Below are 19,117 nucleotides of genomic sequence, written 5' to 3'. Positions count from 1 at the left end.
AACTTTTGGCAATAGATTGGCAACTATATGCCGAGCATTCGGGTTCAGAGCAGGCCGAGGCGGTCGCGGGTCGCCGCCAGCGTCTCCAGCGGGACGGGCGCCGCCGTCCACGGCCTGGTCAGCCGGTCGCCGGCGGCGCGCGGCACCAGGTGGACGTGCAGGTGGAACACGTCCTGCCAGCCCGCGTCCCGGTTCGCCTGGAAGAGCGTCAGGCCGTCCGGCTCCAGGACGTCGCGGATGCGCCGCGCCATGCGGTGGACGGTCCGCGCGACCGCCGCCGCCAGCTCCTCCTCGATCTCCCACAGGTCGGCGCGGTGCGGCCGGGGGATCACCAGCGTGTGCCCCTCGGTGACGGCGGTGATGTCGAGGAAGGCCAGCGTCAGCTCGTCCTCGTACAGGAGCGCGGCGGGCTCCCGGCGCGCGATGATCGCGCAGAAGACGCAGCCGCCGGTCATGGCCCTCCCCCGATCGCGGCGGACAGCCGGGCCAGCTCCGCCGCCGTCCGCGACAGCGCGAACCGGGCCGCGTTGCGGCGCCCGGCCGCCCGCAGGTCGGCGAGCGCGGCCTCGTCCCGGCGCAGCCACGCGACGGTGTTCGCCAGGCCGGCCGGGTCGGTGAAGTCCACCGCGACGGCGCTGTCCCCCAGCACCTCCGCCAGGCCCGGCACCGGCTGGTAGAGCACCGGCAGCCCGCACGCCTGCGCCTCGACGGCCACCAGCCCGAACGCCTCCAGCCGGGTGGAGGGGACGAGCAGCAGGTCGTGCCGCGCGAACGTCCGCCACAGCGCGGGCCGGGGCAGCCAGCCCAGGTAGCGGACGCCGGACAGGTCGTGCCGGTCGCGCAGCGCCGCGAACTGCGCCGCCGGGGCCGCGACCGACACCGCGACGCCTTCGAGGCGCGCGCCGTCCACGATCAGCGTCTCGACGCCCTTCTCCGCCGTGAGCCGGCCCGCGTACAGCAGCCGCGGCAGGCCGGGCTCGGCGGGCTCGCGCTCGGGCGGCGCGGCGAGCAGGTGGTCGGGGACGCCCCACGGGACGTGCTCGACGCGGCGCACCACCCCCGGCGCCAGGTTGTGCAGCAGGTCGGCCATGGCCAGGGTCGGCACGACGATGGCGTGCGCGGCGGCGGCCGCCTCGCGGAGCACCTCGCCCTGCGTCGGGTGGTCCGCGGCGAACAGCAGGTCCGTCCCGTGGACGAGCGCGAGGCTCGGCCGGTCCGGGAACGCGCGCAGCAGCGCGGGCGTCGCGCCGAACGCGAGGTGCTGGAGGTGCAGCACCCCGTGCCCGGCGGGCCCGAACCGGCGCCGCACGGCCCCGGCGAGGTCGTCCACGTAGCGCCAGAAGTCGGGGCCGTCCAGGCATTTGCCCCCGACCGCCAGCAACGCCGGATCGCTCCCGCCCGCGTCGCCCGGGTCGCCCGGGTCGCCTGGGTCGCCCAGCATGAACACGTCCGCGCGGATCGGGCGGTCCGGGCCGAGGTAGAGGTCGCGGAGGAGTTCGACGCTGCCGCCGGGGCTGTCCGGCGGCAGGTCGACCCCGGTGATCACTCTCATTGGAGCTCCCGGTACAGGTGGGAGATGTCGATGCCGTCCGACCGCGCGTACTTGGCCGCGACCTGCTGGTAGCTGAGCCGCGACCCGTGCGCCGCCAGGAAGACGACCTTCCCGAAGGTCATCCGGGGGTAGACCCGGACGGGGCGCGCCACCCGGATCTCCAGCGTCCAGCGGATCGCGTGGCCGACGTGCCCGAGCGGCGCGGACACGTGCACCCAGATGCCGAGCCCGCCGGTCGTGTGGTCGCCGTTCAGCAGCTGCGCGTACCGCTCGGACCCGGTGCGCTCGTGCGTGATGCCGAGGTAGAGGCGGCCCGGCAGCAGCACCATGCCCTCGGGCGGGATGACCTGCTCGGGCAGCTCGGTGGAGGCGGCCGCGTCCAGGTCGACCTCGCAGACCCGGATCGTGTCGCCGAGCCGCCAGTCGTAGGCGTTCGGCGAGACCCGCGCGGGATCGAACGGGTCGATGACGATGTCACCGAGCCGGACGGCCGCGCGGATCGCCGGTCCGGTGAGGATCATGGAAGGGCCATCCGGTCCGCCCAGTACCGGGACGCCTGCGGGCCCTCGGAGCCCTGGTACTTCCCGTCGTAGAGGTCGATCCGCCCCAGCGAGACGAAGAACATGATCTGGCCGATCTTCATCCCCGGGTACACGCGCAGCGGGCGGACCGGCGAGAGCATCAGCGTCCACTGCCCGACGAACCCGATGTCGCCGATCGGCGCGGTGATCTCCACGAACAGCCCGAGCCGGCCGACCGAGGAGCGGCCGAACAGCAGCGGGACGTAGACCTCCGACCCGACGCTCTCGACCGTGTGGCCGAGGTAGAGCTGGTCGGGCCGCAGCACGTGGCCCTCCTCGCCGAGCTTCACGGCGCTGGTCGGGTTCGAGCGGTAGGGGTCGATGACCTCGTCGGTGTAGGCCAGCAGCGTCTCGCCCAGCCGGACGTTGTAGCTGTTGGGGTTGACCTGCTCGGGGACGAACGGGGAGATCGTGATCCGGCCGTCCGCCGCGGCCTCGGTGATCTCCGGGCCGGTGAGGATCATGACGGCGCCGGCAGGTCGAGGTCCACCCGGTCGTCGACGCCGAGCTCGCGGATCAGCCGCTGGATCGGCGCGAAGTCGGTCAGCATCAGCTCCGCGCCGGGCAGCGCGCGGCTGTCCTCGACGATCGCCCGCGCGTCGGCGAACCCGGCGAAGTCCAGGATGCGCAGCCACAGCTCGTAGTCCTCCGCGCCGAACGCGGTGACGGCCTCGGGCAGCCGCCGGACCAGCACCTCCCGCTGCGCCGCGTTGAGGTGGACGAACACGTCCTTCATCACCTCGGCGAGGATCGGCCCGTGCGCGGCCTCGTCGCGGGCGTGCAGGCGGGCGATGAGCGCGTGGCCCGGCTGGATCGTCCGGTCGCCGGCGACGAGGTCGAGGAAGGCGTTGATGCTGACCTCGCCGACGACCGTCCACAGCAGGTAGAGCAGGTCGCGCTCCCACTGCTCGGACGCCTCGTCCGCCAGCCTGTACAGCCTGCGGTTGGTGACCGGGTGGAGGTAGTCGTCCGGCTCGGCGGTCACCCGGCGGGCCTCGCGGCTGCGCTGCATCGCCAGCATGTGCATGTAGGTGTGCCACACCTCGTCGATGTGCGACTGCTGGATGGCCTCCCGGGCGTCGACGCCGTCCGCGCCCGGGAACACGCCGTGCGAGAGCTTCTCGAAGGTGGGGTTGGCGACGTGCTCCTCCGCCGCGATGACACGCTCGTTGTAGGCGAGCCAGGCGAGGGTGTTGACCTGGAGGCGCTGCTCGTCGGACGCGGCCAGGTAGCTCGGATGCCCCGCGAACGGCAGCAGGGAGACGGGGTAGTCCATCAGGGCGGGGTCGTAGGGCCCCGGGTCGGTCACCTTGTCCAGGTCCGTGCGGATGGTCGCGCGGCGCGGCCAGGCCGCGACGAGCCGCCGGAGGGTGTCCGGGCCGGAGCCGGCCGGACCTGGCGCGTCGGACGTGATCGTCATGTCGGTGCTCCTCATTCACTCCTGGTGTGCGGTACCTGAGGTCGAGGGCGGACAACGGGTCAGACGGCGAGGGCTGGGTGGTCTCGGACGGTCAGGGCGGCGCGCACCGCGTCCGCCCGTGCCGACAGGTAGGCGTGGTTGAGCCGCGCGGCGGACTCCCCCCGCGCGTGCGGGGAGAGGAAGTGCAGGCTCCGGCGCGACGAGGCGACCGTCCCGGCGCGCCGTCCGTCCGGCGCCGGGCGCGCGGCGCGGACGGACACCGGGAGCGGCGCGTCACCCGGGTGCGTCCAGTGTGCGCCATCAAGCGGTTCCGGGGGGTACGGGAGGTGTGGGAGGTCGTCCCGCCTCGGGGGGCCGGAGCGGAACGCGGGGAGCAGATCGTCGAACCAGCGTTCCGCGGCGTCGAGGAGGGCGAGACCGGAACCGAGGTCCTCGATCGGGCCGGTGCCGACCGTCCGCGCCCAGAACACACCCCGCGTGACGAACCTCGGCGGGGCGGACGCCTCGGCGGAGCGGATCAGCGTGAGCGCGAGCAGCGACCTCGCGGTCACCTCCTCGCAGGCCAGCAGCGACAGCCGGGGCAGCGCGCGGTCGCCGGTGAACGCGATCTCGCGCATCGGCGGCGGGCACGGGGCCGCGGCCCCGCACCACGGGCAGTCGACGGGACGGAAGAGGATCTCCGGGTCGGGGCCGTCGGTCCTGACCCGCAGATCCGGGACGAGCGTCAGCGCGGCGGCCTCCCGCGCCGCCATCGCCGCCACCGTCGCCGCCGCCGCGAACGGGGAGCGCGCGGTCATGGCGCCTCGATCCCGCACAGGTCGGCGGGCGCGGCCGGTGCCAGACCGGCGAGGACGCCCGCGCGGAACCCCGCGAGGCACGTCTCGACCAGCCCGGCGCGTCCGGCCGCGTCCAGCCGCTCCCGGTCGGGTTCGGCGAGCCCCGCGTCCAGCCAGGTCTCGACCGAGCGGCGGAACACCGGCGAGACCTCCGGCACCGCCGCGTCGGGGTCGGCGGAGACGTCGACGCCGAGCAGGTACCCGGCGGCCCAGACCTCCAGCGCGGCCTCGACCGGGAACACCATCGCGTCGGCGACGCCCATCGACGCGTAGGCGTCGCCGCCCTCCATGTGCTCGGCCCATCCGGCGAGGACGGCCTCGGGCGACGCGCCGAGCAGCTCGCACCAGTCGTGCCAGTACCAGCCGAACAGCGAGTCGACCGGCTCCCCGGCCGCGGGACGCGCGAACCGGATCAGGCACCGCGAGTCGTGCAGTTCCAGCGTGTGCGGGAGCAGGGCCCGCGCGCCGGGCGCGCCGGCGGCCTCGGCGCCGTTCCAGTAGCCCGCGTCCACCCCGGCGTGGTCGGCGAACACCGCCGCGTGCCGGGTGCCGTGGGTGCCGTTGCCCGCGACGCTCGGCAGGTCGCCGTGGTCGATCAGGCTCGGCACCGTGCCGACGGCGGGCACGCCGCGCTCGCGGCAGAACACCGTCACGGCCTCGTCGTCGTCGCGGTAGTCGTCGGGGAACGCGCGCAGGTACTCCGCCAGCGCCCGCGCGTGCTCGGCGGGGAGCAGCAGGCCGAGGGTGGGCGTGTACTCGTGCCGCGACAGCGGCGCCCACCGGGAGCCGAGCGCCGCCGCGCGCCGCAGCAGGTAGGAGTTGCGGACGCTGTTGCGGTTGGCGTAGAGCGCGACCGCGTGGGCCGGGCGCAGCCGCACCGCGCCGGTCAGCTGGGTCACGAAGTCCGCGGCGAGGACGACGTCGTCCTGGAGGACCAGGTGGTGCGTGGCACCGGGCGGGCAGGCGGCCCAGGCGCGCTTGGCGGTGCGCAGCGGGCTCGGCGGCCCGCCGGGGTCGGGGTCGGGGACCAGGATCGGCGACAGCTCCGCGCACCCGCGCGCGACGGCCCGCGCGCTGCGCTCCCGGCTCGGGTGGTACATCACCGCGACGCTGACCTGCATGCTGACCTGCATGTCGTCCACCTCCTTCTCGATGTGGGGTCCGTTCAGGCGGTGGGGTACAGCAGGTGCGGGCCCATGACGTCGTGGACCTCGTCGGCGTCCGCGCCCGCCTCCGGCCCCTGGAGGTGGACGCCTATGCAGCGCATCCCGGCGCGGCGCGCGGCGGTGATCCCGACCGCCGCGTCCTCGAAGACGAGGACCTCGTCGGCGCGCAGCCACGGCCGGTCCGCGCGGAGCGTCGCGAGCGCCGCCAGGAATCCCTCGGGGTCGGGTTTGCCGTGCGCGACGTCCTCGGCGGTGACGACCGTGGCGAACAGGCCGAGCAGCCCCTCGGCGGCGAGCACGGGCGCGGCCTCGGCGCGGGGCGCGCCGGTGACGACGGCGAGGGGGACGTGCGGGGCGCGCGCGGCCAGCGCGCGGACGAAGGCCGCCGCGTCCGGCCGCACCGGGGAGATGGAGCGGACGCGCGCGACATAGCGGTCGAGGCGGTCCCGGCAGAGCGTCTCGACGAACTCCGGCGACGGCGCCCCGCCGACGTGGTGGGCATGCATCGCGCGGAACATGTCGGGGTCGTTGAGGCCCCGCAGCCCGAAGAAGAAGGCGCGGTCGAGTTCGGCCTCCATTTTCGCGGCGACGGTTTCGGCGTAGACGATGAATTGGAACTCATCGTCATCCGTGATCGTCCCGTTGAAGTCGAAGACGACGGCCTGTACGCCGCCCACGCCTCCGACGGTGATCGCCTGGTCAATGGCAGGAGCGATTCCGGTGAGGTTCATATCAGCGATCCATCCGCCCTGAAATTCCCTTCCAACGGCGTGCATGGAGAAGATTCGCGCCGCCGAGCGTACGGCACGCGGCGGGCGTTCCGGTTACAGCGTGCACGACCCCCGAGAAAGGCGGCTAGCGTGCGGCGGCGGCAGCATGGGGCAATGGCAGTGAGCTGTCAGACGCGCCGGACCACATGCAGCAGGTACTCCTCGCGGTCGAGCGGATCCACGCCGGAGCGCGGGCGGCTCGGCGGCTCCCCGCGCACCGGCTCGTAGCGCTCGAAGGCCGATTCGAGGACGCCCTCCCCGTGCGTCAGGCCGGGCAGCCGCCGCTGCAGCTCGTGCACCCGCGCCGCCGGGATCGTGCCGTCGAGCAGGCACGTCCCGCCCCTGGTCCGGTGGTCCCGCGGGACGGCCCGCAACTGCGCGAGGACCGGCAGCAGCGCCCGCACCGTGCTCGCCGGGGTCTCGATGCTGAACCCGTGCAGCGGCTCGTGCACCCGTGTCCCCGCCTGTTTCAGGGCGCTCATGAGAACCAGCGGTGTCAGGTTGCGGAAATCTCCGGCGGTGCTCGACATGCTCTTGTCGAAGGTTCCGTGGGAATGGCTCTGGCGCGCCCAGTACCCGCAATGCGTCATCGAAACGGCGCAGTCGACGACCTGCCATCCGCGCAGGCCCTGGCGGAGCGTCTCGGTGACGCTCTCCTCCACCGCGCGGAAGAACGTGGGCGGCATCGCGCCGAGTTCGACCTCCAGCCCGAACCGCACGCCGGTGCCGGGCGGAGCGGGCCGCACGCGCAGCCCGACGGTCGCGAGAAAGGGATTGGGGTCCACGCCGATCGCCTCGTCCGCCGCGCCCGCGCCGACCGGCCGCTCGACGCAGATCGTGGTCGACTCCCGGAAGGCGACCCGCACGCCGAATTCGTCGAGCAGCGTCGCCTGGAGCACCTCTTTCTGCACCTCGCCGTAAAGCAGCAGCGACATCTCGCCCGGCCCGTCCTCGCGCAGGTTGATCAGCGGGTCCTGCTCGGCGAGCCGGGTGAGGGCGGCGTGCAGGGCGCCCCGGTCGGCGCGGCGCACCGGCGCGACGACGGTCTCCAAGGTCGGCGGCGGGAAGTGGCGCTGCCGGCCGAGGCGGCCAGGGGACGCGGCGGGCCGCTCCCCGATGTGGTCGCCGACCCGCACGCGGCCGAGACCCCACAGCTTGCCGATCCGCCCGGCGGTGACCGGGGCGCGCAGGACCTCCGCGCCGTGATCGACCACGCCCACGTCGGTGACCTTCTCCTCGGCGCCGTCGGCGGCGCCGAAGCCGATCCGGTCGCGCGGGCGCACCGTCCCGGAGTACATGCGGACGTAGGCGATCTTCTCCCCGCCCTGGCCGCGCTCGACCTTGAACACCGTCCCGGACGGCGGCCCCTCCGCGTCGCCGCCCGCGCCCGGCAGCAGCCCCGTGATCCCGTCGAGCAGGGCGGGCACGCCGGCGCCGGTCATCGCCGAGCCGAAGTAGAGCGGATGCGCCGCCGCCCGCGCGGTCTGCGCGGCGAGCGCGGCGCGCAGCCGCCCGGAGCCGACGGCGGCCTCGTCCTGGACGTAGTCGGCCAGCAGGTCGTCGTCCTGGCGGGAGAGCAGGTCGAGCAGCCGCGCGGTGAAGCCGGGGTCGCCGGCGGCGAACGGGGTGAAGCGCGCGTCGCGCGAACCGGCCCCGGAAACGGCGCCCATCGGGACGACCGCCGGCGTCAGCCGCTCGGACACGCCGCGCAGCACGCCCTCGGGGTCCGCGCCGCGCCGGTCGATCTTGTTCACGAAGACCAGCGCGGGGACGCCGAGGCGGCGCAGCGCGCGCCACAGCACCCGGGTCTGCGGCTGGACGCCCTCGACGGCGGACACGACCAGCAGCGCGCCGTCCAGCACGCCGAGCGCCCGCTCGACCTCGGCGATGAAGTCGGGGTGCCCCGGTGTGTCGATCAGGTTGACCGAGGTGCCGCCGACGGTGAACGACACGACGGCGGACCGGATCGTGATGCCGCGCCGCCGCTCCAGCGCGAGCGTGTCGGTCTGGGTGCTGCCGTCGTCGACGCGTCCGATCTCGTCGATCACCCCGGCGTGGTGCAGGAGCCTCTCGGTCAGGCTCGTCTTACCGGCGTCGACATGGGCGAGGATGCCCAGGTTGAGCCTTTTCACTTAGCGTCATCTCCTCCGCGATGGCAACGATCACCGGTGTGCTGGACATGACGCTTGTCCCCATCTCGACTCCTCCTCGGTGCTCGCACGCACGGCGGACGCCGCGATGCCTTGCCCGAACGACAACAGGACGGGTGCCCTCCCGTCAACCGGATATGCCGTCCTGCGGTCAGGGCTTGTCAGGCCTACCTGTCCGGTGCTGCCATCGGCGGGCGAGTCTCTGGCATCATGTTGTCATCGTGTACCTTGACCGCTGCTAACCGATGATCAGAAGGGGAACGCCGCAACCGTTCGCCTGATCAGTTCTGCGAGTGACGACATGCTGGAGCAACCGGCTTTCGGTCGGCGTTTGAAGGCCCTGCGGCTCGAACGGGGGCTGACGCAGGCCGCGGTCGCCGAGGGCGGGGTGTCGACGGGCTACCTGTCGCGCCTGGAGTCGGGGGCGCGGCCGCCGACGGCGCGCGCCGTGGAGTTCCTCGCCGCGCGGCTCGGCGTGCCGGTCGCGGCCTTCGAGGCGACCTCCGAGCCGCATTCGCTGGCGCAGATCATCGCGGCGGTCTCCTCCGCGCCCGAGGAGGACCGCCACCCCGAGGCGCTCGCCGACGTGCTGGCCGAGGCGCTGCGCGCCGAGCCGGGCGCCGACGTGGCGCTGCGCTGGCAGGGGCTGTGGCTGCTGGCCCGGCTGCGCTCGGCCGAGGGCCGCTACGAGCAGGAGCGCATGCTGCTGGAGGAACTGGTCGAGCTGAACGACCGGATGGGCGTCGCGGAGCTGTCGGTGCGCACCCGGGCGCGGCTGTCGCGGTGCGCGCAGACGCTCGGCGACAACGCCGCCGCGCGCGCCCACGCGCTCGCGGCCTACCAGCGGGCCGAGGGCCTCGGCGTCGCCGACCAGGTCGCGGTGCTCCAGGTGCTGGTGTCGGCCGAGGCCGAGGCGGGGCGGCTCGCCGAGGCGCGCGGCCACGCCGACCAGTGGTGCGCGCTCGCCGAGCCGCTCGGCGGCGCCGCGTGGGTGCGGGCGCTGTGGGCGTCGGCGACCGTCGCGATCCGGCAGGCCGACTACGCGGCGGCGCGCGACGCGCTGGAGAACGCGCTGCGCCGCGCCGACCCGCGCGAGGACCTCGTGCTGTGGCTGCGGCTGCGGCTGGCCGCGGCCTCGCTGTACCTCCAGGTCTCCCCCGCCGCGACCGAGCAGGCCCGCGCGATGCTGGACGAGGTCGCGCCGGTCACCGAGCTGACCGGGACCGAGCTGCACCGCCAGCAGCTCGTGACGCTGCGCGCGCACCTGGCGTTCGAGGAGGGCCGGATCGAGGACGCCCGCACGCTGTGCGCGCGGATCGACGAGGCGGGCCTGCGGCTGTCGTTCCGCGACCGCGTCCGGTTCCAGGCGCTGCGCGGGCAGCTCGCGATCCTGCGCGGCGACGTCGAGGAGGGCACCCGCACGCTGAACGAGCTGGCCGAGCAGGCGCAGCAGGCGCTGAACGTGGAGCTGGCGGCGGAGGTCTGGCGCGGTCTGGCGCGGGCCCTCGCCGACGCCTACGGGAGCGACGATCACGACGCCGCGTCCAGGCCGCGCGCGGGCACTAGCCGTTGACCCCGGTGTAGTGCCGCAGGGCGAAGTTCCACAGCAGCCGTGATCCGACGAACCCGGCGAGCCCGGCCAGCGGGGCGGCGGCGGCCAGCGCGGCCGGAACGCCGAGCCCGGAGGTGTTGCCGGTGAGCGTGGCCGCCGGGAAGTAGGCGACGAACGCCAGCGGCAGGATGAACGTGAACGCGCCGTTGACCACCCCCGGCAGGATCTTCAGCGGGTAGTTGCCGAAGGTGCTGAGCAGCTCCTCCACCCACCGGCTCCAGGAGAGGCCCGCCGGGAGCCGCAGTTGCAGCGCCGACAGCAGCGTGAAGATCGCGCCCTCCATCAGCGCGCCGCCCGCGACCGCGGCGCCGACGTAGGCGACGCGCAGCGGGGTCCACGCGGTGTCGAGGGCGACGACCGCGCTGGTGAACATCGACACGCCGACCAGCAGGTCGCCGAGCGCGTTGCTGGGGAAGATCGAGAGCTGGACCTGCCGGTACACCGGCAGCGGCCGCAGCAGGTAGGCGTCGATCTTGCCCGCCTGGACGATCGTGGACAGCTCGGTGGCGCGCCCGCAGAACAGCTCGAACAGCCCGTGGCTCAGCATCCGCATCGCCGCGATCAGCAGCACGGCGTCGCTCGGCCAGCCGCCCATCCCGGGGAAGCGGCCGAGCAGCACCGCCGCGAACACGATGATCGACACCTGCCAGGCCACCCCGAAGGCGACCTTGAGCAGGAACTCGGCCCGGTACTCGGCCTGGGCGCGGAAGGTCAGCGCGACGATCCGCAGCGTCAGCCTCAGGTCGGCCCACCGCGTCAGCCGCAGGTCGCCGTGCCGCGTGACCCGCATGTCGGGCCGCCGCGCGTCCCCGCGCCGCGGTCCCCCCGGTCCCTGGACGAGTTCCTGGACGTCGCGCATGTCAGCCTCCCTGCGAGACGACGCGGTGTTCGGCCCGCCGCCACACCAGCCGGGTCAGCGCGGCGAGCGAGACCACCCAGAAGAGCTGGACGGCGAGGTGGCGGGGCAGGTCGTCCACCGGGAGGCGGCCGACGTAGAACGAGAGCGGGACGCTGAGCGTCGCCTGGAACGGCAGCAGCGCGCTCATCGTCTGGAACCAGCCGGGGAAGTACCACAGCGCCGCGTACCCGCCCGACAGCAGGTTCTGCGCGAACTGGAGGATCTCGACCGCCGAGTCGTTGCGGACGGCCCAGAAGCACATCTGGTCGGTGAGCAGCACGAGGTAGTACAGCACCGACTGGCCGAGCAGGAACGTCACCGCGAACGCGCCCGCCGCGCCCGCCGAGGCGGGCGGGTCCATCACGCCCGCCAGCAGGCACACCACGTATCCGGCGGCCGCCCACGCGAACCCGTAGAGCTGGTCGCCGACCGCGCGCCGCAGGTAGTAGCGCCACGGCGCGAGCGGGCGCAGGAACCAGTAGACGATCGTCCCGAACTCGATCTGCTGGATCACCATGTCGCGGCCGATCCAGCGGTCGGTGTCGCGCAGCCGCAGCGCGAGGACGGCCAGCACGCCGTAGGCGACGGCCTGCCCCTCGTCCAGCCCGCCGCTGGTCTCGGTGTCGCTGTACAGGGCGTGCCACAGGCACACGACCAGGAACAGCTGGACGGACATCCGCGCCGCCGTGCCGGTGAGGCGGCTCGGCGACAGCAGCTCGCCGAGCGCGGTGATGCCCGCCGTGCTCCACCCCTCGCGCATCGCGCTCCACCCGGGACGCCGTGCCCGGCCGGCCGTGGAGACGCTCACGCGACCGTCTCCCCGTCCAGTTCTCCATCCAGTTCGCGGTCCGCGCGGTCGTCGAGGTAGGCGGCGCGCATCACGTCTTCGAGGTCGCTCTCCTGGATGTGGATGTCGGTGACCTCGTAGCGGTCGATGACGCGCTTGAGCGCCTGCGGCGGCGCGACCCCGTCGGTGCCGTCGGGCTCGAAGATGACGCGGGCGCCGTCCTGGCGCACGACCCGCAGGCCCGGCGGGCAGCGTCCGGCGGCTGGTTCGGTCTGGACGAGCGTCGCGTTCACCCGCCAGCCGCTGCCGAACCGGGTGCGGATCTCCGCGAGCGTGCCGTCCAGCACGATGTGGCCGTGGTTGATCAGGACGACGCGCTCGGCGAGCCGCTCCACCTCCGTCATGTCGTGGGTGGTGAGCAGCACGGTCTGGCCGCGCCGCTCGACCTGGTCGCGCAGCAGCAGCCGGACCTGCTCCTTGACCACGACGTCCATGCCGATGGTGGGCTCGTCCAGGAACACCACCGGCGGGTCGTGCAGCAGCGCGGCGGCGAGGTCGCAGCGGACGCGCTGGCCGAGCGAGAGGTGCCGGACGCGGGTGTCCCAGAAGCTCGACAGCTCCAGCAGGTCGTCGAACTCGCGCATCCGGGACCGGTAGTCGCCGTCGGCCACGCCGTAGATGTCACGCAGGATCCGGAACGACTCGCGGGCGGGCAGGTCCCACCAGAGCTGGGTGCGCTGCCCGAACACGGCGCCGATGTTGCGGGCGTTGCGGACCCGCTCCCGGTAGGGGACGATCCCCATCACGCTCGCGCGCCCGGCCGACGGGGTCAGGATGCCGGTGAGCATCTTGATCGTGGTCGACTTCCCGGCGCCGTTCGGGCCGAGCAGCGCGAGCAGTTGGCCGTGCCCCACCGAGAACGACACGTCCGCGACCGCCGTCGTGGAGACCCGCTCGGGCGCGACGAGCGCGCGGAGCATGCCGAGCGCGCCGGGGCGGCGGCGGGCCGTCCGGAACGTCTTGACGAGCCCGCGCGCCTCGATCGCGAACTCCGACTCGCGTGCCGTCATCGCGCGCTCTCCGGGGTGCCGGCCTCGGTGCCGCCGCTTTCCGCCGGGACGGTGCGCAGGCGGTCGGCGAAGCGCTTGGCGAGTTCCCGCGCGGCGGCCTCGGGCACGGCCTCGGGACGGTAGGAGACGACCAGCGCCATGCCGCCGTGCTCGTCCGGCCACAGCTCGGCGTGCAGGTCGAGCGGCAGGCTCACGTAGGGCTGGCGGAGGAACGTGGTCCGCGCGCCGGTGAGCGCCAGCCGGGGGACGGCGTTGTCCTGGAGGGCGAACAGCGTCCGGTACAGGGGTGAACCGTCGGCGGCCTCGGCCAGGCGGAGGACGTCGTCGAGCGGCACGTCCTGCGCCGCGAACGCGCGGGCGGCGACCCGCCCGGTCGCGGCGACCGCCGCCGGGCCGCCGCCGAGCGCGGCGCCGCGCAGCCGGACGCACAGCGTCGTGATGTGGCAGCCGACCGACCGCTCCAGGCCCCGGCCGTGCCGCTGGTCGACCGGGACGCCGACCGCGAGGTCGTCCTGCCCGGTGACCTCCGCGAGGCACGCGCCGTACAGGGCGAGCAGCGCGCCGAACCGGGTGGCCCCGGCCCCGGCGGCCAGGGCGTCCACCCCGGCGACGACGGCCGGGGACAGCGGAACCTCGATATGTCGGGGTTCCACCGGCGGCGTCTCCGTCGCGCCCGGCGGCCATCGCAGCGGCGGCACGTCGGTGAGTTCCGCGCGCAGGTGGTCGAGGTGGGCGGCGCGGTCGTCCTGCCGGAGGCGTTCGGCGTGCTCGCGGTGGACGGCCGCCATCGAGGGCGCCTCCTCCAGCGGTCCGGCGGTGTTGTAGGCGGCGGACAGGTCGTGGGCGAGCACCGCCTCCGACCACCCGTCGAAGGCGATGTGGTGGACGGCGCATCCGAACAGCGTGCTCGCGCCGTCGCCGATGGGGACGAGCGCCGTCCGCCACACGTCGCCGTCCATGGGCTCCAGGCCCCGGGCCAGCTCCTTGCGCAGCGCCGTCGCGGCGGCCTCGGGCGTCGGCTGGGCGGGCAGCGCGGTCAGCGCGGGCGGCGGCACGTCCACCGGCCACGCCACCGGACACGGGTCGGGGACGTAGGCGGCGCGCAGCGGCTCGTGCCGCCGGTGCACCTCGGCGATCGCGGCCTCCAGCGCTGCGCGGTCCGGCGCGCCCTCGATGAGCCAGGTGAGCAGGCAGTGCGCGGTCCGGTCGAAGGGGTCCACGAGGTGCCGGGTCAGGTACACCAGTTGCATGGACGTCAGCGGGGTCTCGGCGTCCATGTCCTCGACGGTGTGCGTGTCGGCCTCCTGGGGCGTGGTGGTGTCGAGCCGGTGCGCGAGCGCGGCGGGCGTCGGGTCCCGGTAGAGCCAGGACACCGGGACGGGCCGGCCGAGCCGCGCGGTGAGCCGGGCGCAGACGCGTCCGGCGCCGAGCGAGTCGCCGCCGAGTTCGACGAACGGCACGTCCGCCGGGACGCCGTCGCGGCCGAGCACCTCGGCGAAGACCTCCGCGACGAGGCGGGCCGTCCCGGCGAGCGCGGGCGCGGGCGTGGGCGTGGGCACGGGGGGCACGGCGGGCGCGGGGGGCGCGGGGGCCAGGGCCAGCAGCGCGGGTTCGTCGAGCTTGCCGCGCTCGGTCATGGGGAAGGCGGCGACGCTCACGAGGGCGCCGGGGCGCTGGTAGGGGACGAGGTCGTCCCGCAGCACCGCGAGCGCGCCGTCCAGCGGGTCGCCCGGGTCGGCGGGGACGCAGAACGCGACCAGGTCGCGGGCGGCGCCGGACGCGTCGCGGCGCGCGAGCACCCGGCAGGCGCGCACGGCCGGCAGCAGCCGCTCGACCTGCCGCTCGACCTCGGCGGGCTCGACCCGGTGGCCCCGGATCTTGACCTGCCGGTCGTCGCGTCCCCGGTAGTGGAGGAGGCCGCCGGCGTCCCAGGCGCCGAGGTCGCCCGTCCGGTAGACGCGCAGCGGCTCGCCGTCGATGCTCACGTGCGCGAACTTGGCGGCGGTGAGCTCGGCGTCACCGAGGTAGCCGAGCGCCAGGCCGTCGCCGGAGACGCAGATCTCGCCGACCTCGCCCACCGCGCAGGGGCGGGAGCCGTCCAGCACGTGGACGCCGGTGCCGGGGACGGGCCGTCCGATCGGGATGCCGCCGGGCCGCTCGCAGTCGGCCTCGGTGACGCGGTGGGTGGTGGCGAACACCGTGCTCTCGACCGGCCCGTAGCCGTTGATCAGCGTGGCGCGCGGGTGGCGCCGCAGGAACCGGCGGACGTGCCCGGTCGAGAGCCGCTCGCCGCCGATCATGACCTGGTGCAGCCCGTCGAACGCCTCCACGGCCTCGTCCACGATCATGTTGAAGAGGCTGCCGGTGAGCCAGACGGTGCGGACGCCGTGCGCCGACACCGCCTCGCGCAGCGACGCGGCGGACAGGTACGGCTCGTCCACGATCAGGCTGGCGCCGCCGTTGAGCAGCATCGACCACAGTTCGAGCGAGAACGCGTCCCACGACATCGGCGCGGCCAGCGGGACGACCGCGCCGGTGTCGAAGCGCGCGAACCCGCCCGCCTGGAACAGCCGGGCGGTCGCGCGGTGCGGGCTCACGACGCCCTTGGGCTCGCCGGTCGTCCCGGACGTGAAGAACACGCAGCACGGATCGGACCCGCCGACGGCGGCCGGATGGAACCCGGCGACGGGCGCGACCGCGCCGGCCGGGGGCGTCCAGACGGGGCGGCCGAGTCCCGTGCCCGTCCCGCGCCGCGCGACCACGACGGGCGAGCCGAGCTGCGCGGTCACCTCGCGCAGGCGGCGCTCGGGCCAGGCCGGGTCCAGCAGCGCGTAGGCGGCGCCCGCCTTCAGCACGGCGAGCAGCGCGACGACGAGTTCGGTGCTCCGCGGCAGCAGCACCGACACGCGGTCGCCGGGCGCGACGCCCGCCATCGCCAGCCGCGCGGCCCAGGCGTCGGCGGTGCGGTCCAGCTCCGCATACGTCATGGTGTTCCGGCCCGCGACCAGCGCGGTGGCGCCGGGACGGGCCGCGGCGAGCCGCGCGACCGTCTCGTGCAGGCCCTCGTCGCGCGCGGTGCACGGCGAACCCATGATCCAACTCACGTCTGGCTGCACCGGCTTCCCACTTCCTCCGAGCCGATCGGGGTCAGCAGATCCTTGCCAAGATTTCCAAAATCGTGCCATATATTGCCACCTATGGCAATGTAGGTGGGCGCAGGCCCGGCGGCGGAGTTGACACGCGCGGGCGGGTGAGGTCCGATGGCCGTCGCCCGGCCGCCCCGGCCGGGCCCCGACCGGAGAGGACGCTGATGGCCGCTGGCAAGATGCACGCCGACGAACTGGACATCGACGAGGCGCTCGTACGGCGGCTGCTCGCGGCGCGGTTCCCCGAGTGGGCGGGCCTGCCGATCGAGCGGTTCCCGTCCGCGGGCACCGTCAACGCCCTGTTCCGGCTGGGCGAGGACATGTCGGTGCGGCTGCCCCGCATCCCCGGCGGCGTCGAGGACGTGGAGAAGGAGCACCGCTGGATCTCCCGGCTCGCACCGCACCTGCCCGTCCCGGTCCCGGTCGTGCTCGGCAAGGGCACGCCGACCGAGGAGTACCCGTGGCCGTGGTCCGTCCACCGCTGGCTGGACGGGGAGAACCCCGCCCCGGAGACGCTCACCGACCCCGTCGCGCTGGCCGGGGACCTCGCCGCGTTCATCACGGCGTTGCAGGCGATCGACACCGACGGCGGACCGCGGGCGGCGCGCACCCGTCCGCTGGTCACCCAGGACGAGGAGTGCCGCCACGCGCTCGCCGAACTCGACGGCCTGGTCGACGTCCCGGCGGCCACCGCGGCGTGGGAGGCCACGCTGGAGGCGCCGAACTGGAGCGCGCCACCGGTCTGGGTGCACGCCGACCTGATGCCCGGCAACCTGCTGACCAGCGGCGGACGGCTCAGCGCGGTGATCGACTTCGCCACCACCGGGATCGGCGACCCCGCCTGCGACATGATCGTCGCCTGGTACCTGCTGCCCGCGCACGCGCGCGAGGCGTTCCGCGCGGCCCTCGGCGTGGACGACGCGACCTGGACGCGCGGCCGCGGCTGGGCGCTGTCGATGGCGCTGATCCAGCTCCCCTACTACAAGGACACCAACCCCGCGATCGCCGCGCAGGCGCGGCACGTGATCGGCGAGGTCCTCGCCGAGCGCACCCACGACCTGTCCGCCTCCTGACCCCCCGCCCCGACCGCCCCGACCGCCCCGACCGCCCCGACCGCCATGGCGCATGGCTACTCGCCCGTCTCGTACAGGCGTGACCAGTTGGCGCGGCCGGTGAGCTCGGGGAGCGCCTCGAAGTAGCGGCGCCGCGCGTCCCGCGCCGTCCGGCTGAAGCGCAGCAGCGTCCGCGCGGCCCGGACCCCGAGCTCGACGGTCGCGTCCTGGTCGTGGCTGCGGACGCGGACGCCCTCCTGCGACGCGTCGGTGACGACCGCCGTCCGGAACCGGGCGACGTGCCACCAGTGCGCCTCGTCGTGCGCGACCTCCCCGAGCCGGAAGCGGTGCCGCCCGCGCAGCCGCGCGGCGGCGAGCCCGAGCGCGGCGGCGGCGGGCAGCAGCGGCGGGCGGCCGGGGGTGACGATCTCCAGCCGGTCGGACGGCGCGCCCGGCGCGGCCGTCGCGGGGTGCCGCCGCGTCTCGGGGTAGCGGGACCGCATCCGCGCGATCTCCTGGAGGCGTTCGGCGCCGCCGTCGTACAGGTCGTCCGGGCCGTCGAGGAAGTCCTCGACCGCGCTGAGGATCGTGGCGGCGAGCCCGTAGCGCATGTCCAGGATGCACTGGGCGATCTCGGTGCCGAGCCGCCGTGTGAGCGCGCCGACGGGGAACCTTCCGTGCAGCGCCGCGACGATCAGGTAGTTGCGCCGGATGAAGTAGGTCTTGACGTCGTCCAGGTCCTTCATCGAGAAGTCGGTGTGCCAGACGGCCGCGCCCGGCAGGATGATCGTCGGGATGCCGTTCTTGCGGGCGCGCGCGCACAGGTCGGCGTCCTCGCCCTGCCCCCAGACGGGCAGCATGTACCCGACGCGTTCGACCAGCTCGATCGGCATCAGGCAGGCCCACCAGGCGGTGTAGCCGGCGTCCAGGCGGCGCTCCTGGAGCGGCGGGCGCCCGGTCGCCGGGTCCGGGGTGAGCAGGTCGGCGTCGTGGTAGGCGTGCGGCATCGGCTTGCCGGGCTGGATGCCGTCGATGTCGGTGCGCTGGGCGTCGGCGAGCAGCACGGTCGGATGGAAGATGTTGATCATCTGCCCGCCGACGATCATCGGCCGGGTGACATGGTCGCCGAACGCGGTCAGCCGGACGACCACCTCGGGTTCGAGCAGGATGTCGTCGTCCAGGAACATGACGTTCGCGTTCTCGCTGGCATGCCGCGCCACCTCGTACAGGCCCCGGTTGCAGCCGCCCGACGAGCCGAGGTTGGGCTGCGGGGTGTGCTGGAGGCGGTCGCCGAAGTCGGCCGCGATCTCCTCGTACCAGTCCTGCCCGGTGACGTGGTCGCCGTGGTCGACGATGTAGATCCGCTCCAGCCGGGCGCGGGCGACGTCGTCGGCGGCGAGGGCCCGCAGCAGGTCGCGGCAGTAGTCGGGGCGGTTGTAGGTCGCGAACGCCAGCGAGGTCGGACGCCGCGACGCGGGCGCCGCGACCGTCCACCGGACGTCCTCGACGGTGAGGCGCCGCCCGTCCGCCGCCGCCTCCAGCTCGACCCAGATCGCGCCGCCGTCGGCGTACAGGTCCAGCGGCGCCGCGAGCACGACCCGCTCCCGGTCGGCGTCGCGGACGGTGCGCGCCGCCACGACGCGCGCGGGGCCGTTGACGTCGGACGCGGCGGCCGCCAGCCGTCCGGTGCCGGTGACGGTCAGCTCGACGCGGACCTCGCGGGCGTCCGTCCAGCGCTGCCAGTAGGTCGCGGGGAACCGGCCGAAGAAGGCGTTCCCGGAGGCCTTCGCCCCGGGCGCGAGCGTGAGCCGGGTGCGGCTCCGGGTCACGGCGCCGGTCACCGCCGCGTAGAGGTCGTCGCTCACGGTCTCGTCGGGGCCCGTGAAGTGCCAGCGCCCGGCGAGCGTCCGCGCGGCCGCGTCCTGCGCGCCCTCGGCGGCGGAGGTGTCGGCGTCGGCGTCGGTCGGGTCGTGCCGGATCAGGTCGTCGCGCGTCTGCGGCATGCCACTCTCCCAAGGTGTCACCGGCCTCGCGTTCCCGATTCTGTGCGTGCGGCGGTCGGCAAGACGAGGAAAGA

16 protein-coding genes are annotated in these 19,117 nt (G+C 74.5%); 2 read left to right on the top strand and 14 right to left on the bottom strand.

Features of this window, described 5'->3' with window-relative positions:
- Positions 1-44: 44 nt before the first annotated feature.
- The 9 genes from KLI87_RS22645 to KLI87_RS22605 all read right to left on the bottom strand — a co-directional run bounded on the left by KLI87_RS22645 (position 45) and on the right by KLI87_RS22605 (position 8,457).
- Positions 45-455 (bottom strand): HIT family protein, encoded by a 411-nt coding sequence (locus tag KLI87_RS22645; protein ID WP_214618558.1) that lies wholly within the window; start codon positions 453-455, stop codon positions 45-47.
- The gene (locus tag KLI87_RS22640) at positions 452-1,552 is read right to left on the bottom strand and encodes a glycosyltransferase family 4 protein (RefSeq protein WP_214618557.1); all 1,101 of its coding nucleotides are present in this window, start codon (positions 1,550-1,552) and stop codon (positions 452-454) included. The genes KLI87_RS22645 and KLI87_RS22640 overlap by 4 nt, the downstream gene beginning before the upstream one ends.
- The gene (locus KLI87_RS22635; protein WP_156215865.1) at positions 1,549-2,073 is read right to left on the bottom strand and encodes a deoxycytidine triphosphate deaminase; all 525 of its coding nucleotides are present in this window, start codon (positions 2,071-2,073) and stop codon (positions 1,549-1,551) included. Before KLI87_RS22635 ends, KLI87_RS22640 begins: the two co-directional genes overlap by 4 nt.
- Positions 2,070-2,597 (bottom strand): dCTP deaminase, encoded by a 528-nt coding sequence (gene dcd / locus KLI87_RS22630; RefSeq protein WP_214618556.1) that lies wholly within the window; start codon positions 2,595-2,597, stop codon positions 2,070-2,072. Before dcd ends, KLI87_RS22635 begins: the two co-directional genes overlap by 4 nt.
- Positions 2,594-3,553, bottom strand: coding sequence for a diiron oxygenase (locus KLI87_RS22625; RefSeq protein WP_214618555.1), 960 nt, complete (start codon positions 3,551-3,553; stop codon positions 2,594-2,596). The genes dcd and KLI87_RS22625 overlap by 4 nt, the downstream gene beginning before the upstream one ends.
- A gap of 59 nt (positions 3,554-3,612) precedes the next feature.
- Entirely contained in the window at positions 3,613-4,350 is a 738-nt protein-coding gene (locus tag KLI87_RS22620; protein ID WP_214618554.1) for a hypothetical protein, read from the bottom strand.
- Entirely contained in the window at positions 4,347-5,531 is a 1,185-nt protein-coding gene (locus tag KLI87_RS22615; RefSeq protein ID WP_214618553.1) for a hypothetical protein, read from the bottom strand. The genes KLI87_RS22620 and KLI87_RS22615 overlap by 4 nt, the downstream gene beginning before the upstream one ends.
- Positions 5,532-5,554: 23 nt before the next feature.
- Entirely contained in the window at positions 5,555-6,232 is a 678-nt protein-coding gene (locus tag KLI87_RS22610; protein WP_214618552.1) for an HAD family phosphatase, read from the bottom strand.
- A gap of 221 nt (positions 6,233-6,453) precedes the next feature.
- Positions 6,454-8,457: a translation factor GTPase family protein gene (locus KLI87_RS22605; RefSeq protein ID WP_214618551.1), complete on the bottom strand. Its 2,004-nt coding sequence runs from the start codon at positions 8,455-8,457 to the stop codon at positions 6,454-6,456.
- A 319-nt stretch (positions 8,458-8,776) separates the two neighbouring features.
- On the opposite strand from KLI87_RS22605, the gene KLI87_RS22600 reads away from it, so the two are divergent.
- The gene (locus KLI87_RS22600) at positions 8,777-10,048 is read left to right on the top strand and encodes a helix-turn-helix transcriptional regulator (protein WP_156215859.1); all 1,272 of its coding nucleotides are present in this window, start codon (positions 8,777-8,779) and stop codon (positions 10,046-10,048) included.
- Here KLI87_RS22600 and KLI87_RS22595 read toward each other — a convergent pair.
- From KLI87_RS22595 to KLI87_RS22580, 4 genes are read right to left on the bottom strand one after another with little or no spacing between them, the layout of a single operon-like run.
- On the bottom strand, positions 10,038-10,946 hold the full coding sequence (locus KLI87_RS22595; protein WP_214618549.1) for an ABC transporter permease: 909 nt from the start codon (positions 10,944-10,946) through the stop codon (positions 10,038-10,040). The two genes, KLI87_RS22600 and KLI87_RS22595, sit on opposite strands and share 11 nt — an antisense overlap.
- Before the next feature lies 1 nt (position 10,947).
- Positions 10,948-11,793 (bottom strand): ABC-2 family transporter protein, encoded by an 846-nt coding sequence (locus tag KLI87_RS22590; protein ID WP_214618548.1) that lies wholly within the window; start codon positions 11,791-11,793, stop codon positions 10,948-10,950.
- Positions 11,790-12,842: an ATP-binding cassette domain-containing protein gene (locus tag KLI87_RS22585; protein ID WP_214618547.1), complete on the bottom strand. Its 1,053-nt coding sequence runs from the start codon at positions 12,840-12,842 to the stop codon at positions 11,790-11,792. Before KLI87_RS22585 ends, KLI87_RS22590 begins: the two co-directional genes overlap by 4 nt.
- A complete protein-coding gene (locus tag KLI87_RS22580) occupies positions 12,839-15,934 on the bottom strand; it encodes a non-ribosomal peptide synthetase (RefSeq protein ID WP_214618546.1) in 3,096 nt (1,031 codons plus the stop codon). Before KLI87_RS22580 ends, KLI87_RS22585 begins: the two co-directional genes overlap by 4 nt.
- Positions 15,935-16,152: 218 nt before the next feature.
- Here KLI87_RS22580 and KLI87_RS22575 point away from each other — a divergent pair, with 218 nt between their 5' ends.
- Positions 16,153-17,061 (top strand): aminoglycoside phosphotransferase family protein, encoded by a 909-nt coding sequence (locus tag KLI87_RS22575; RefSeq protein ID WP_214618545.1) that lies wholly within the window; start codon positions 16,153-16,155, stop codon positions 17,059-17,061.
- Between the two features lie 56 nt (positions 17,062-17,117).
- On the opposite strand, the gene KLI87_RS22570 is transcribed toward KLI87_RS22575, so the two are convergent.
- Complete coding sequence (locus tag KLI87_RS22570) at positions 17,118-19,043, bottom strand: glycosyltransferase (protein WP_214618544.1); 1,926 nt, start codon at positions 19,041-19,043, stop codon at positions 17,118-17,120.
- Positions 19,044-19,117 lie beyond the last annotated feature (74 nt).

This window comes from Actinomadura sp. NEAU-AAG7 (assembly GCF_018603865.1).
Taxonomy (GTDB): Bacteria; Actinomycetota; Actinomycetes; order Streptosporangiales; family Streptosporangiaceae; genus Spirillospora; species Spirillospora litoris.
Note: the sequence above shows the minus strand (reverse complement) of the source record. Positions and strands in the feature narration are given on the sequence as shown.